13 protein-coding genes are annotated in these 15,334 nt (G+C 30.7%); 3 read left to right on the forward strand and 10 right to left on the reverse strand.

Translation table 11 applies throughout. The features are described 5' to 3' along the window. Positions 1-38 precede the first annotated feature (38 nt). Both Q0912_RS08670 and Q0912_RS08675 read right to left on the reverse strand, forming a co-directional pair. Positions 39-1,304 (reverse strand): DUF2130 domain-containing protein, encoded by a 1,266-nt coding sequence (locus tag Q0912_RS08670; protein WP_299114104.1) that lies wholly within the window; start codon positions 1,302-1,304, stop codon positions 39-41. After that, positions 1,301-3,481: an AAA family ATPase gene (locus Q0912_RS08675; protein ID WP_299114106.1), complete on the reverse strand. Its 2,181-nt coding sequence runs from the start codon at positions 3,479-3,481 to the stop codon at positions 1,301-1,303. The genes Q0912_RS08670 and Q0912_RS08675 overlap by 4 nt, the downstream gene beginning before the upstream one ends. A gap of 806 nt (positions 3,482-4,287) precedes the next feature. On the opposite strand from Q0912_RS08675, the gene Q0912_RS08680 reads away from it, so the two are divergent. Then, positions 4,288-4,887 (forward strand): hypothetical protein, encoded by a 600-nt coding sequence (locus Q0912_RS08680; protein WP_299114108.1) that lies wholly within the window; start codon positions 4,288-4,290, stop codon positions 4,885-4,887. A gap of 264 nt (positions 4,888-5,151) precedes the next feature. On the opposite strand, the gene Q0912_RS08685 is transcribed toward Q0912_RS08680, so the two are convergent. The 5 genes from Q0912_RS08685 to mnmE form a co-directional block, all read right to left on the reverse strand. Then, a complete protein-coding gene (locus Q0912_RS08685) occupies positions 5,152-5,508 on the reverse strand; it encodes a hypothetical protein (protein WP_299114110.1) in 357 nt (118 codons plus the stop codon). Positions 5,509-5,552: 44 nt separating this feature from the next. Then, complete coding sequence (locus tag Q0912_RS08690) at positions 5,553-5,864, reverse strand: hypothetical protein (RefSeq protein ID WP_299114112.1); 312 nt, start codon at positions 5,862-5,864, stop codon at positions 5,553-5,555. Positions 5,865-6,068: 204 nt separating this feature from the next. Continuing rightward, on the reverse strand, positions 6,069-7,031 hold the full coding sequence (locus Q0912_RS08695; RefSeq protein WP_299114114.1) for a hypothetical protein: 963 nt from the start codon (positions 7,029-7,031) through the stop codon (positions 6,069-6,071). 2 nt (positions 7,032-7,033) lie between these two features. Then, a complete protein-coding gene (locus tag Q0912_RS08700; protein ID WP_299114116.1) occupies positions 7,034-8,152 on the reverse strand; it encodes a site-specific integrase in 1,119 nt (372 codons plus the stop codon). A gap of 167 nt (positions 8,153-8,319) precedes the next feature. After that, positions 8,320-9,711, reverse strand: coding sequence for a tRNA uridine-5-carboxymethylaminomethyl(34) synthesis GTPase MnmE (mnmE, locus tag Q0912_RS08705; RefSeq protein WP_299114243.1), 1,392 nt, complete (start codon positions 9,709-9,711; stop codon positions 8,320-8,322). 143 nt (positions 9,712-9,854) lie between these two features. On the opposite strand from mnmE, the gene Q0912_RS08710 reads away from it, so the two are divergent. After that, entirely contained in the window at positions 9,855-11,009 is a 1,155-nt protein-coding gene (locus Q0912_RS08710) for a TlpA disulfide reductase family protein (RefSeq protein WP_299114118.1), read from the forward strand. Between the two features lie 50 nt (positions 11,010-11,059). Here the strand turns inward: Q0912_RS08710 and Q0912_RS08715 are convergent, their stop codons facing one another. Next, positions 11,060-11,713 (reverse strand): rhomboid family intramembrane serine protease, encoded by a 654-nt coding sequence (locus Q0912_RS08715; RefSeq protein ID WP_299114120.1) that lies wholly within the window; start codon positions 11,711-11,713, stop codon positions 11,060-11,062. Between the two features lie 61 nt (positions 11,714-11,774). Here Q0912_RS08715 and Q0912_RS08720 point away from each other — a divergent pair, with 61 nt between their 5' ends. Continuing rightward, positions 11,775-12,665: a lysophospholipid acyltransferase family protein gene (locus Q0912_RS08720; RefSeq protein ID WP_299114122.1), complete on the forward strand. Its 891-nt coding sequence runs from the start codon at positions 11,775-11,777 to the stop codon at positions 12,663-12,665. 45 nt (positions 12,666-12,710) lie between these two features. On the opposite strand, the gene Q0912_RS08725 is transcribed toward Q0912_RS08720, so the two are convergent. Together Q0912_RS08725 and Q0912_RS08730 are read right to left on the reverse strand one after the other, a co-directional pair. Beyond that, positions 12,711-14,219: an aminotransferase class V-fold PLP-dependent enzyme gene (locus tag Q0912_RS08725; RefSeq protein ID WP_299114124.1), complete on the reverse strand. Its 1,509-nt coding sequence runs from the start codon at positions 14,217-14,219 to the stop codon at positions 12,711-12,713. A gap of 19 nt (positions 14,220-14,238) precedes the next feature. Continuing rightward, positions 14,239-15,333, reverse strand: a complete 1,095-nt coding sequence (locus tag Q0912_RS08730; protein ID WP_299114126.1) for a T9SS type A sorting domain-containing protein — start codon at positions 15,331-15,333, stop codon at positions 14,239-14,241. Position 15,334: the final 1 nt, after the last annotated feature.

Raw genomic sequence — 15,334 nt, forward strand, 5'->3', positions numbered from 1 at the left:
CTCCTCTCCTATTTTATCATTTGTATATTCTTCCATAATTAGTTCAAATCTAATTCGTCATCAGCTCCTGGTAATTCTAATGCCTTTACTGATTGAATAGCATTTCCAGCTATTCCTTTAACCGAACCATACATGTCAATTGTATTGGTCACTACCTTTTCAATTTGTTTCTCTCTTTGTTTCCAAATTCTTTGCATTGAGCGTTTTTCACTTTCTAAATCTGATTTCATTTGAGTAAACCCTTCAACAATTGCTTCTATTTGCATTCTAAATGTGCTACTAGTAAGATAATCATATAGTAAATCCATTTTATCTCCTTTATTTTCTTGAGTTATGACAGCATTATTAACTTGTAAAATACCTTCTCTTAAAACAGCACAAAGACCTTTAAATTCTTCATAATTACAAATCCAAATACCATCTTTTAATCCCATTCTATCCATATCAGTTGGCATAACTTCTGTTACCAACACTCCAATATTTGCTTCTCTTTTTCTTATATCTGCTTTAAATTTTTCAATCCAACTTGGTTGAAAATCTTTGGTACGTTTACTTTCATAATATATAGTGCCGCAATTTTGTTCAGTTCTTGTATGAACAATTTGAATACAATCTCCTCCTCTAGCTCCTTTTTTTATTTCTTCAATTGTATCTAATGGGAATTTTGATTCTAGCCACTCCTCTATTGCTAATTCTTGAACTTCTCCTTGTAATTGCATAGAGCCTTGCTCTTGCTTACGTTTCATTTCTTCAGTAAGCTTTTTCTGGTCTTCTAACTGCTTTTGCATTTCTTTAAAACGCAATTCGTTTTTCTCTTCTTCAGATTTCTTAATCTTTTCTTTTTCTCCAATTAGAATTTCATTCAGTTTTTTCTGTGCTTCAGCTTCGGCTGCTTCTTTTAATTCACTTTTTTCACGCTTCAACTTTTCAATCTCTGCTTTAGAACGATTCAATTCTTTTACTTGTTCAGACTTTTCATTCAATTCTTTTTGTAAAGCATCAAATTGTTCTGACTGCTCTTCTTTTAATTTCAGTTTTAGTTTTAATTCTATTTCTTTCTTTTCTTCTTTTAACTGATTTTCTAATCGTTCTTGAAAAAGTTCATTTTCTTGTTTTTTCTTTTTCTCAAACTCAAGTTTTTCTTCATTTAGCTTTTTTTGTTCTGCTTCATATTTCTTTTTTTCTTCAGCAATTTGAGATTGATATTTTTGTTTTATTTCTTCTTCAAGTTGGTGTGCTAAAATATCTTGTACATCTATTGACGTGCCGCAGTTTGGACATTTTATTTGAGTTTCGTTTTTCATACTACTTCAGTTTTTAATCTTCTCATCATATTATAATGACTTTCATGTCCCATTTTATTAAAAATGTCTTTAAACACTTTTAGATACTTTTCTATACTTTCTGGTTCCACAAACACAACCAAATCATCATTAATAAAATGCGAGCCATCATTTATCCATGAAACCAAAGATTTACAAATTATTTGCTCTTCTCCTTCAAATTTACTTATAGCGTCCTCATAATCTAATCCACCAAGAATGTTGAAATAATATTCTAGAATTCTTCGTAGTGTATTGAAAATTGTTGCTGTATTAATGTTTTCTAAATCATCTAATTCTCTCCATAATAATTCATATGTTGTTTGAATTGGGTTTTCTGGATGTTTAATTATTTTGGTTTGATTGTCTAACTTTCGAACTATCCAAAAAGACACCTTGTTTGAATGACTATGTCTACTTCCTAAAAATGTTACTTCCTTATAGAAATATACATTATGTGTTAGAATAAAAATCTGCTTAACTCCATGTTTGCCTTTCTTTACATCTTCAACTACTTCTTTAATTAAGTTGCTTACAACAAACAATATATTACTATCAAGACTTGAAATTGGGTCATCAATTACAACTACTTTATTTGTTGCAATTCCTGTTTCAGATTTGCTTCCTTTTAAAAGATGATAGAAATATAAAAAAGTAATAAATGTATACTCTCCTTCACTTAACGATTCGTTGACCTCAGTTCCGTCTTCCCTTACAATTTTATAAAACCCTTTAGTTTCTGATTCGTCAAGCTCAAAATTTGTAAAACCAAAAAGAGTTAGAATTTTATTTATTTCATTGACTGTTGGAAGAACACTTGTAATTTCAGACTCTTTTAAATTCACTTGCTTCTGTAGTTCGAACCTTTTGTCAATTTTTTCTTTTTTTGACTTATTCATTCCATCTTTAGCCTTTTCTACATCATCTTTAGTCTTTGAGTAAGTTTTTAAATCTAACTTCAATTCATTTAATACAAATTGCCATATTTCGGATTTTAAATCATCTTTTTCTTTGGTAATATTTTTTACAGTCTTATTATTTGTTTCAATTTCCTCTCTAAACTTTTTAATAATGTTTGAAACATTTTTTAAAACGGGTTCTAAAGATTTTAATTCTATTTCAATACTTGGTGTTTTTTGTTTTGATTGAAGTATAATAACATTTGACTTAAACTGTTCTTCTAAAAGCTCTATTTTATTTTTTAAATCATCAAATTCAAGAATAGTTATATCTTCTGTTAATATGGATTTGGCGTTGGTTATTAGTTCATTAACATACCTTTTATATTCTTGTATAAAATCATTTAGTTCTAGCTTATTATTCTCGTAAGTTTCATCAAAAAATGATTCGATTTCGTTTTTTAAAGTTTCACTAACTTCTTGTTGACAAAAAGGGCATTGATTTTTCGTGACTTTTAAGTAATCCACTCCATCTTTAATCCAATCACTATTATCAAGTTTTTTAATTAACTTCCCAATTTCGACATCTTCTTTTCCAATAATTTTTGTTGAAAGAATTCTGGAATTTTCTTTAATAGGTAGTTCAGAATATTCAAACTGATTGATTTGATTAAATGACTTCAAATTATCATTAAAAACTTTTTTGCATTTATCTTTAATATCATCTCCATTTAATAAAACAGAAGTATTGCTAATTTCATTAATACACTTATTGAAAAAGGCTTCTCCACTTCCCATAAACCCTTGGTATGCAGGTTTGAAAAACTCTTCATATTTAAGCTTAATTTGCCATGCTTTGTTAATGGTTTCTCTTTTCTTTTTATCAAAAATTGACTCTTGCTTTTCAATAGCTTCTTTTAATCCATCAATACTTTTAGTTAAATTATCTATTTCAATATTAGATTCTTTAATAAAAGTTTGTGCATCTGTCTCATCCTTTCCTAAAGTAAAAATCCCTTCAATTGCATTACTTTGGTTAAAGCTTGAGTTAACGAAATTCTTATTGTAAACCAAAGTTTCAATTGTGCTTGATTCCCAATCTAATGAACAATCTGCATAAGAACTACAATCATCTATTACATTGCCTAATGAGGTTTTACCTGTTCCATTACTTCCATAAAAATAGTTTACTTCAGATGGTTCAATTTGAACCATGTCCTTGTAAGAAGCAGTTTTATGTATTTTAAGTTTATTAATCATATTTGGTTATTATGAATAACAATAGACTATGTCGTATTAATTGACAATGCTATTATTTAATTAAAAAATGTTAATTAAGGGAGAGTTTAAATCTACAAAATATTGAAGGAATTATCGTGAAGGAAAACCGTAAATATTTGAATATTAGTCAATTTAAAGTCATTCCACACACATTACGCTTCCCTCCTACGTCGTCGCATAAAAAGTGTTCCATTAACATAGTAGAAGCAACTTTTGAGAAGAATTTTTTTTAAAAACCCGTAGTAACAACTTTCGCTTTTAACCAAAGCTCAAGTTACATAACGCGGTACATTATAGGACAAATATCATATTTCGATTATATTTTGTATTTACGTTCAATAAGCAATTTATAAATCTTTTGAAAGCATTGTTTTCACTGTACTTATGTGAAATTTGAATTGATGATTCATATTTTAAATTTACGCCCACAGTTTATACATTTGAATACTTCAAAATCAATAAATCTAACCAGATTAATATAAATTAATTTGCTTTAAATTAAATACACTTTATATCTATCTGTATTAATTTATTTAAAACTAAATCCTAAAGTTATATATTTGTTTTAACATATAGAATATAGCGTTAGCTATTTAATCTTGTTCGAAAAAACTGGTAATTTTTGAATGTGTACAAGATAAATGGACTGATGCTCACGTAATGGCGTGGGCTGTGTTTATTTGTGCACGGGTATACCAGTACCTTTCGAACAGTAAGCTACAGTTCCACGCTTATTGTTTTAACTAACTTCATTTTGGAACTGGATGATTATAATATTAAATATTATGAGAAACCAAATTATCAAATTGATATTCTTATCAATTTTAACTACAACCTACTTTGGTTGTTCTTCTGATTCAGACTCAGATGATTGTGAAACTATTACTTGTCTAAATGGCGGTACTTTTGTGGATTGTGAATGTGAATGTCCGCAAGGATACACAGACAACAATTGCTCCACTCAAGTAACACCTAACAAAGTAATCATTACCAAGGCTATTGTAAAAGTATTTCCTAATACTGACAACGGTGGTTTTTGGGATGCTGCTATTCCTAATGCAGAAGATGCATTACCTGATATCTATACCACTTTTCAGGATTCTAATTTAAATATAATTTATGATAGTCCTACATTTTATGAAAATGCAATTTCTGGAGAGGGCACTTTCTTTGAGTTTACATTAACACCTTCTCTTGAACTTACCGTTTTTGACAATCCATTTTTAGTAAATATCTGGGATTATGATACTACTAGTGAAGATGACTTTATGACAAGTTTTGGCTTCTTTGCGTATACATCAAGCAACAACTTTCCTGATGTAATTACTGTGGTCAGTCAATCAGATGAAATATTGGTTGATCTAGAAGTAACTTATGAATGGTGATATATAGGTATAAAACATCTAGATAAAATCTTGGTTTTGTCTAGATGTCTTTTTTTCTAGAGTTTTGTTCATTTGGAGGCTTATTATATATTCTTTTTAATAAAATAAATGATGACAAACCTATTCCAAAAGCAATTAATATAGTGAGTAGAATTTGATTCTTGTTTTTTAATGATTGGCTATCTATTTGGGCTAATCTCAAGTCTTCTGGAAAGTCCTGCTTGATATCGAGTTGGTAACAATTAATAATTTCCTCATTCATGGCTATTGAGTCAATTTTATTATTTTAAATATATTCTTCTCAACTAATGAATAGGCATAATCATATACACATATCCATTTAACACCTTCTCTGCTTATAATATGTGTATTACAACCAAAATGCAAACCAGCACCTTCCAAGAAATCGTGTGATTTAACAATCTCTTCATTAGGCCCCAAAATAGTTTTCAAAACCTTTCTGTTTTTGTCCAAAATCTTTTCTATTCCTGATTTTGCCTTCCGCTTTTTATATGCTTTCAAATTATTATACTTTATTTGGTTGGCTCTGTTTGCGAAAACTTGATTGCTTCTCCTTTTTATAAATACCTCGCCAGTAAGTGGATCCATTCCCTTTTCCATAAAATTTAATTATTATTTTGATTTTGAAGATAAGTATTGGCTTCCTAATCAATGACACTTGGCTTTCCATCTTTTAACCAATTGATAATATCTTTTCTAGAAAATGTTAATGGTCGCCTTTTAGAAATAACTGGTATTTCAAAGCGGCAAACTTTCGAATAGATAGTAGAATTTTTATAACCAGTTAACTCTTTTACTTCATTTATAAAAATGATGTCGCTATTAGAAATGCTAGTACCATTTTTATTCTGATAACTATTAATTATTCTTTCTGCCTCTCTAGTGAAAGCTTCTTTACTAAGGTCTATATATTCTCCAACCGTTAGAGAATAAAGGGGTTTTGATAAATCACTCATTTTTATATTGTTTTTAATTAATAATGAGCATTGCGCAATGCATTTAATGAAATTTCAACCCCCAAATAATGAAGAAATACTGGTTAAGACAACAATGATTCGTTAAGTGTCGAGTGAGTGTCGAGTGCAAATATTAGATAGTATAAAGCGGGTCTTTATTCTTAATCAACTTCTAATAAAATATTTTTCGCTAAGTGTCGAGTGCTAAATTTTTGCAAGTATAGATTCTAGCAATTTTTTTCGTGCTTCATCATCACCACTAGATTTACGAAGAACATCTTTGCCAAATTCCTGATTTTCTTTATTAAGGAAACACATATTTGCTACAATCCATTTATCATGTTTATGATATTCAATTTTATTTGAACTCTCAGACAAATAATCCATAAACCACTTTAAGTCTTTATTGGTTCCAGTCCATACAATTCTTTTATTTTTTGGAATGATATTCCCTTCAAAAATTCTTATGAAATCCGTAAACAAAGTGTCTTCATGAATAAAGTTATTGACCTTTAAATGCCTTAATACATTACTCAAAACATGACTATTCTTTTGGAGATAGTCTGGGTTCGTGTTAAGTTCTCTTAACCTTAGAGAGCTATATTTACCTTTTAATTTTCGATTTAAGCTATTTTTATTTTTAATCCAGCCATCAATGGTTTCGGTAATTCTATCATTAAAAATTGTATCACTGAATTGCTTCAATTCTAATTTTATGAAATCAATGAACCTAACTAAATCTTTATTAAATGTTCTTTCCAGTTGGTACTCTAAAAAAATCTTTAATTCTATGAGTTTAGAATCATATTGCCGTAGTTTTAAAGCAAACCAAAGATCAAAGCCTGAAGTTTCTCGCTTGATGATAATATCCTGATCGAACTGGTAGCATGATTCTTTATTGAAGAAATAATTTGTTTCAAATCTCCCTTTGAGAGTATTGGAATTTTTTTTATAGTCCTTTAAATTCCTTTCGTAATAGAGTCGAGAATCTTTATTATCTAAATCAGCAATAAAGCTTACTTTTCCTTCCTTGATTATAAGTTCTTCGGCTTTATCAATGACTTTTTTGGCTAAATCATTTGAGGATTTATCACTTATATATTGATCATGCTCATATAGCCAAATATCACCAAGATTAATGTCATAATAACTATAATTGACATCCATAATTATAAATTAATATCAGGTATAGCATTAGCTGCATCTACCTTCTTCTGATTAATAATTTGAGCATAAACTTGTGTAGTTTTTAACTCTTTATGTCCAAGTAACTTCGATACGGTATAAATATCAGTACCAAAGGTAAGTTGCAAAGTTGCATACGTGTGTCTTGCACAATGAAACGTAATGGTTTTACTAATCCCTGCTTTCATAACCCATTGCTGTAACTTCAAGTTGTTCCAAGCACTATATCTCAAGCCTTTAAATACGCGCTCCTCATCTCCTTCTCTATCTTCGAGTAGCTTAAAAGCTTGCTCAGGAATTGGATGTGTTTGATAACCACTAGTTTTCTTCTGCTTAAATCGAATGTAATAACCCTGTTCCTCTGAAAACTGTACTTCTTTCCAAACCATTTTTTGTATATCCGACCATCTTAAGCCGGTTAAAGCACTAAATATAAATGCTTGTTTAAGAATTGGGATTTCACAATCTGTTTTGGATACCTTTTTCAATTCATCCATCGTTAAAAACTCTCTTTCAGATTCTCCTTGCTTAAATCCCTTGACATCTAAAGCTGGGTTATATTTGATAACACCTTCTTTAACTGCTTCTCTTAAGCATGCTTTCACCTTATTAAAGTAAGAATAACAAGAGTTTTGAGATAAAGACTGATTACTTTTTGTTTTCGCCGTATGCTTTAAATAATATTTAAAATTCTCCAACCACTTAATATCGATATCCTTAAAAAGAACGACATCACCATTGAATTTAATTAAATGCTTTAATACACTATCCCAGTTCCCATAATTTCCAGTAGATTGGTTATAGCGCTCTTCCGTTTTCTCGGAAAAATACGTGATGAAGTTTTTATTCAAATTTTCATTGGTCGAATTAGAAAACCCATGCTCTTCATGCTGGATCTCTAAAAACTTTTTTGAACGAATGCTCTCTGCTAACAATAAAGCCTTTTTGTTATGAGCCCTTTCTTTTGAAGTTTTTGGTGTTGAGTAAATATAAAGGTTCAGCGATTCCTTTTTACGTTTTTGATTAGCCTTCGGCAGATAATAATCTAGAAATAAGCTTTCTTGACCATCTTTCTTTTTTCGTTTTCTAATTGATACATTCATGTGACAAAATTTTGTACCGTTTTGTACCGCGATTTAAAAAAAGTACAAATACGAGACAAAAATAGCTAAAAAAAGACAAACAAGCAAAAACTGTATTTTCAAATATAAATTTATATAATTGATTATCAGGTATTTATATTGATATAGTTTGATACAGTTTGCGTTAGTTACTTTCCTATACAGAAATTAGCAAAAATATTACCCAATAAATCATCATTAGTGATCTCACCAGTAATCTCGCCAAAATGGTATAATGCTTGCCGAATGTCTATAGCCAATAAATCACCTGATAATCCAGTTTCCAAGCCATGCCTAACTTTTTGGATTTCCTCAGAGGCTTTTAACAATGCATCATAATGACGAGAGTTGGTTACAATGGTTTCATTATTGCGAAGTGCACCTGTATTAATAAGATTTAGAAGTGAATTGGTAAGTTGTTCTACACCAAAACCTGTCTTAGCAGATAGAAAAAGTACATCAACTATAATTTTATTGATATTGGCTAACTGTATATCTTCAAGTGTATCTATCTTATTAGCGATGACTAATAAAGGTTTTTGTGGGTATTTATTTCTTATTTTTTCAATCTCAATTCTAACAGCTTCAAGGTTATCAATATTCTTTTGGGCATCAAACAAATAAATGGTAACCTGGGATTGTTCTATCTTTTCAAAAGTCTTCTTAATACCAATACTTTCCACAACATCTTTGGTATCTCTAATCCCAGCGGTATCAATAAAACGGAAACCTATACCTCCAATTGAGATTTCATCTTCAATAGTATCTCTTGTGGTTCCTGCAATTTCAGAGACTATGGCTCTATCTTCATTTAATAAAGCGTTCAGCAGTGTTGATTTACCTACATTCGGCTCACCAACAATTGCAACTGGAATACCATTTTTAATCACATTACCAACAGCAAATGAATCTATAAGGCGTTTCAATACAAAATTAATACGCTCAATTAACGCTTTAAATTGTGTCCTATCAGCAAATTCCACATCCTCCTCAGCAAAATCGAGTTCTAATTCAATCAAGGATGCAAAATTTAACAACTCTTCTCGTAGCTTCGCTATTTCGGAAGAGAAACCTCCACGCATCTGTTGCATTGCAATTTGGTGAGACGCTTCGTTATCACTGGATATTAAATCGGCAACGGCTTCAGCTTGACTTAAATCTAATTTTCCATTTAAAAATGCCCTTAAGGTAAACTCACCAGCATTGGCCATTCTACAGCCGTTTCTCAAAAACAATTGAATAATTTCTTGTTGTATATAAGACGAGCCATGACAAGAGATTTCAACTACATTTTCACCAGTGTAAGAATTTGGATTTTTAAAAATCGATACTAAAACCTCATCTAATGTTTTCTCTTTATCAACAATATGACCTAAATGAATGGTATGTGTTTTCTGATCAGAAAGTGATTTATGATTTTTAACAGACCTAAACTGCTTATCTGCAATAGTAATAGCCGCTTTACCAGATAATCGTATAACAGCAATTGCTCCACTACCAGATGGAGTCGCTAAAGCTACTATAGTATCGTTCTGCATAATTTTATTCTTTAGTACAAAAGTATCTTAAAATATGAGATTGTTAAAGGTAATATGCTCTATTTAAGATTTAATTCACAACCAATACACTATATTATTGCGCTTAGTTTTTATATTTGTAAAGCAAAATTTGAAAAAAAACAAACATGAAAAAAATACTAACAGTACTGGTTATCGGCTTATTTCTAGCGAGTTGTAAGAAAGAAAACAAAACAAGTTATGTTATTGATGGTAATGCTGAAGGAGTTCATAATGGTATTAGGATGCGTTTAGCGAAATTAGATGAAGCGGGAAAGCAGGTAATGGTAGATACTGCCATTGTAATGAATGGAAAATTTAAACTTGAAGGGAGTGTTGAAGAACCTGGCGTATATTTTCTTTTGGCAGACGGAAGTCCCGGAAATACTATTTTTATGTTAGAAAACAATGACATTACAATAAATTTCAATAAAGAAAAACCCACAGAATCTAAAGTGGTAGGTTCAGAATCAAACAAAGGCTATGAGGCTTTTCAGAAAGGAATGATGGATATTAAAAAAGAAGGTGATGCGATTACAGCAGAATTTAGAAAACTTGGAGCTAATGCAACACAAGAAAAACGAGATTCCATAACTGATGCTATGACTAATCTTAGAGCAAGACAAAGTGCTTATCCTTTAAACTTTGTAAAAGAATATAATGACAAATATTTTAGCCTTAACCTCATCGAATTAGAATCTAGCAGACCAAATTTTAGTATTGTTGAGTATAAGAAGGCTTTTGAAAATTTTACGCCTCAGTTAAAAGCCTCTAAAAAAGGTCAGACAGTAAAGAAAAAACTAGATCAACTTTATAAAGAATATGAAAGAATCGCTTATCTCGAAATTGGTAATGTTGCTCCTGATTTTGAAGCTCCTTCACCAGATGGACAGATGATAAGCTTAGAAGATATAAAAGGTAAGGTGACGATTATAGACTTTTGGGCAGCCTGGTGTGGTCCTTGCCGTAGAGAAAACCCAAATGTGGTAAGGATTTATAACGAATACCATGATAAAGGATTAGAGATTATTGGCGTATCTCTTGATGGCCAAGGAAGACAACAAGACCCAAAGAAAGCCTGGATGGATGCAATTAAAAAAGATGGTCTTACCTGGTATCATGTTTCTAACTTAAAGTACTTTAACGATCCTGTAGCTAAACAATATAATATTCAGTCTATACCTGCTACATACATATTAGATGCGGACGGTAAAATTGTTGCAAAAAATTTAAGAGGAAAAGCTTTGGAAAATAAAATTAAAGAGCTTATCGAAAAATCTTAGATATATTATAATAAGTTATTACCCCAAAAGCTTGCATTTAGCAAGCTTTTTCAGTTTAATTTACCCGTTTTATACAACACAAAAAGAATAATAATTGGTAATGCCAATAACCCAATATGCCCCAAATCTGTTACAAATAAACTAGGCATCATAATTAATGTTACAGCATAACCTCCAACTGCTCCTCCAAAATGCGCATCATGGCCAATATTGCCAATTCTGTTTTTCATTCCATATATAGAGTATAGTAAATAACCAATACCAAAAATATAGCCTGGTATTGGAATTGGCACAAAGAACATATATAAACGCATATCTGGTTGTAAAAGTATTGCTGCATATAAGATTCCTGTTACCGCTCCACTAGCACCAACTGCGCTATACCAATATTCTTCTTTATGAAAATATAGAGACAAAAGGTTACCAAATACCAAACTGGCTACATAAATAATAATGAAATTAAACTGTCCAAGCTCAAAAATTACGGCGTTAGCAAAAAAATACAATGTTAACATATTGAACAGTAAATGTGTTGTATCTACATGCAAAAATCCAGAGCTAAGCATGCGAACCTGTTCACCACGTCTTATACTACCAACATTAAACTTATATTTCTCAAAGAATAAACGATCATCAAAGCCTTTAATGGACATTATAACGTTTGCTGCAATGATGCCAATGGTAACTGGGTCTAAATTGTACATAAAGTCTAATCTTATAAGTCAAATATAACATATATTTGCGCTTTAAAACTAACATAGTTTTATGCAACTTATTGCTTACATAATAGTATACCCAGTTTTATGGTTTATTTCCATTCTACCATTTAGACTACTTTATGGTATATCAGATTTATTATACCTATTTCTTTATCGAATTTTTGGTTATAGAAAATCCACGGTTAAAGAAAATCTACGTTTAGTATTTCCTAAAAAATCAGAAAAGGAAATAAAAAGTATTACAAGCAAATTTTATCACCATTTATGTGATATGATTGTTGAGTCGATAAAATCTTTAACTATATCAAAAGCCGAACTAAAAAAGCGGTATCAATTTACTAACGTCGAATTGATACACGATTTAGAAAAAAAAGAGCGAAGCATTATTTTAATGTGTGCACATTACGGAAGTTGGGAATGGATTTTTATTCTTCAGACTTACTTAAAGCATAAAGGATATGCTGTATATAAACGTTTAGCAAATAAATACTTTGACCGTCTTGTAAAGCGTATTAGAGCAAGACATGACACATACCTTATTACAACAAAACAAACATTAAATGTTTTAAGTGAAAGTAAAAAGAAAGGTGAGTTAACCATAAATGGTTTTGTATCTGATCAATCACCAAAAGCTCATAAAGCTTTTCATTGGAATGAATTTATGGGTATTAAAGTACCAATGTATACAGGCGCAGAGATGCTTGCAAAAAAGCTTGATATGGCCATAGTTTTCTTTAGTGTTAAACGCATAAAAAGAGGCTATTATCAAACCACTTTTAAAACCATTACTGAGCATCCTAAAGAGTATAAAGATTATGAGATTACAGACATCTTCTTTAAATTGGTAGAAGAGCAGATTATAGAAGCGCCTCAATACTATTTATGGACTCATAAACGTTGGAAACATAGAGATAAAGTTCCTGATAAGTTCCTTTAAATAAAAACTCTAACCCTTTATAATTAAATATTAGAAGATAAAGTTTTAACCCAAATCAAACCAATCATCTACATTGGTAGCATTATATGGTTTATCTATTAATGATTTATGAATAAACTCATTATTACATCTCGAGTATTCATAATCTTTTGCCCATTCTTTATGGTTTTTGGCTAAAGCTATAATACTATCGCTAACAAATTCTATCTCTTCATTTGTAGTAGTTGGATGAATAGACATACGTATCCAACCTGGTTTACGTGCTAATTCCCCGATAGAAATTTCATCGGTGAGCTCTTTAGATGTTTGTTGATCTACATGTAATAAAAAATGACCATATGTACCAGCGCAGCTACAACCACCACGCGTTTGTACACCAAACCTATCATTTAATAATTTCACACCTAGATTGTAATGTAAATCATCAATATAGAATGAGATCACTCCTAGCCTATCTTTATGTTGACCCGCAAGAATATTAATATTAGAAATTGGTGTCAGTTTTTTGAAAATAACATCAATTAATTCATGCTCACGCTTTAACATATTTTCAACACCCATCTGCTCTTTTAATCTCACAGTAAGTGCTGTTTTTATGGTTTGAAGAAACCCTGGTGTACCACCATCTTCGCGATCTTCAATATTATCAATATACTTATGTTCACCCCAAGGATTTGTCCAACTTACCGTTCCACCACCCGGACAATCTGGCACCATATTGTTATAAAGCTCTTTATTGAAGACTAAGATACCTGATGTTCCTGGTCCACCTAAAAACTTATGTGGTGAAAAGAAGATAGCATCTAACTGTGCGTTCTTATCTTCTGGATGCATATTAATATCTACATAAGGTGCTGAGCATGCAAAATCTACAAAACAAACTCCACCATGCTTGTGCATCAATTTTGCAATCTCATGATACGGTGTTTGAATACCAGTAACATTAGAACCACCAATAACAGAACAAATCTTTAAGGTACAATCTTTATACTGTTCTAAGAGCTTTTCTAAACTTTGTAAACAAAATAAACCTTCTTTATTAGGTGGCACCACTTCGACTCTAGCCATTGTCTCTAACCATGAGGTTTGATTTGAGTGATGTTCCATATGTGATACAAAAACCACTGGACGGATTTCATCTGGAATATCTGTATACTCCCGCAAATTTTCAGGAACTTTCAACCCTAGAATACGCTGAAACTTATTGACCACACCAGTCATTCCATTACCGCAAGCTATTAAAATATCATCCTCATTAGCGTTAACATGATCTTTGATAATATGTTTTGCCTTATGATAGGCTTTAGTCATAGCAGTACCAGAAACCGTAGTTTCGGTATGCGTATTTGCTACAAAAGGACCAAATTCATTACATAGTTTTTCTTCTATAGGTCTATATAAACGACCCGAAGCAGTCCAATCTGTATAAATAATCTTTTGCTTTCCATATGGTGAATCAAACTCTTGATCAACACCAACAATATGCTTCCTGTACTGTTGAAAATACTGTTCGAGATTAGATTCTTTGACTATTAAAGTGTCTATATCATTCATTATCTAATCACAAATGGTTTTAATTTTTAAAAATTTTCTTCGTTAAGATAGTATTATTTGAAAATATTTTCAAATAATACATTCCTGAACTTAAACCAGAAACATCTATACTATCTGAATTCGTTTTGATTATCATTTTACCTGAAACATCATAAAGCTCAAAATTGCGATCTTGGTGTTTTATATTTTTTATTGTAATTCTATCTGTGGTAGGATTAGGATAAATCTGAATTTCATCTACTAATAGCTCATCTATACTAAGATTACTACAGTCTTCATTAAAACTAACACCAAAATCTACATCAGTCCAATTTACTTCGCTATAATTAGCGTCATCTACCTCAATGCAATTTAGTAAATTACTCTGTGCTTGAAAATTAGTAACATTGATATTGTTTCCGTTTTTAACATTCAAATACGTTAGACTATTAGAATTACATGCAAGATACACCAATTGATAATTGTTAGATAAATCTAAAGTGTTAATGTTGTTTTGATGACATAGTAAGGTTTTTAAATTTAAATTATTAGTTAAATCTAATGTAGCAATATCATTTCCTGAGCACCAAAGTATTTCTAACAAACTATTATTACTAATATCTATATTAGAGATATCATTATTATAGCACCACAAAAACTTTAATTGAAGGTTAGAGGTTACATCTAAACTTAATAACTGATTATTTATAATACTTAATCGTTCAAGATTTGGAAGTTGGCTAATATCTATAGAGGTTAGAAAATTATCATAAGTCCAAATCTGTTCTAACGATGTATTAGATCCTAAAGTAATACTTGTTAAATCGTTTTGATAACACCTTAAAATCCTCAATTGACTATTATTGCTAACATCTATACTCTGAAGGTTATTGATTTGACAATCTAAATGATCTAGAGCAATAAAATCTTCAATACCTGTTAAATCCGAAATATTCTTTTCGCTTATATTTAGGTACGTTAATGTATTAATCATCACTGTAGGTACAAGGTCATCTAAGGGACCAGTATCTAGACCTAGGTCTATTAGTGCTTGTTCAAAATTATCATCTGGGACAAACGTGTTTTGGGAAAAACAGAACCCATAGCATAACAGGCAAAATAAAATTACTTTCATA

The sequence above is a fragment of the uncultured Winogradskyella sp. genome, from assembly GCF_947498345.1.
Lineage (GTDB): Bacteria > Bacteroidota > Bacteroidia > Flavobacteriales > Flavobacteriaceae > Winogradskyella.

What these genes read in the sequence shown, in the direction of transcription:
- Q0912_RS08690 (WP_299114112.1), bottom strand. Translation starts at nt 5,864, where the DNA reads ATGAGTGATTTATCAAAACCCCTTTATTCTCTAACGGTTGGAGAATAT.
- Q0912_RS08720 (WP_299114122.1), top strand. Translation starts at nt 11,775, where the DNA reads ATGCAACTTATTGCTTACATAATAGTATACCCAGTTTTATGGTTTATT.
- Q0912_RS08710 (WP_299114118.1), top strand. Translation starts at nt 9,855, where the DNA reads ATGAAAAAAATACTAACAGTACTGGTTATCGGCTTATTTCTAGCGAGT.
- Q0912_RS08675 (WP_299114106.1), bottom strand. Translation starts at nt 3,481, where the DNA reads ATGATTAATAAACTTAAAATACATAAAACTGCTTCTTACAAGGACATG.
- Q0912_RS08725 (WP_299114124.1), bottom strand. Translation starts at nt 14,219, where the DNA reads ATGAATGATATAGACACTTTAATAGTCAAAGAATCTAATCTCGAACAG.
- Q0912_RS08680 (WP_299114108.1), top strand. Translation starts at nt 4,288, where the DNA reads ATGAGAAACCAAATTATCAAATTGATATTCTTATCAATTTTAACTACA.
- Q0912_RS08700 (WP_299114116.1), bottom strand. Translation starts at nt 8,152, where the DNA reads ATGAATGTATCAATTAGAAAACGAAAAAAGAAAGATGGTCAAGAAAGC.
- Q0912_RS08715 (WP_299114120.1), bottom strand. Translation starts at nt 11,713, where the DNA reads ATGTACAATTTAGACCCAGTTACCATTGGCATCATTGCAGCAAACGTT.
- Q0912_RS08695 (WP_299114114.1), bottom strand. Translation starts at nt 7,031, where the DNA reads ATGGATGTCAATTATAGTTATTATGACATTAATCTTGGTGATATTTGG.
- Q0912_RS08670 (WP_299114104.1), bottom strand. Translation starts at nt 1,304, where the DNA reads ATGAAAAACGAAACTCAAATAAAATGTCCAAACTGCGGCACGTCAATA.
- Q0912_RS08685 (WP_299114110.1), bottom strand. Translation starts at nt 5,508, where the DNA reads ATGGAAAAGGGAATGGATCCACTTACTGGCGAGGTATTTATAAAAAGG.
- Q0912_RS08730 (WP_299114126.1), bottom strand. Translation starts at nt 15,333, where the DNA reads ATGAAAGTAATTTTATTTTGCCTGTTATGCTATGGGTTCTGTTTTTCC.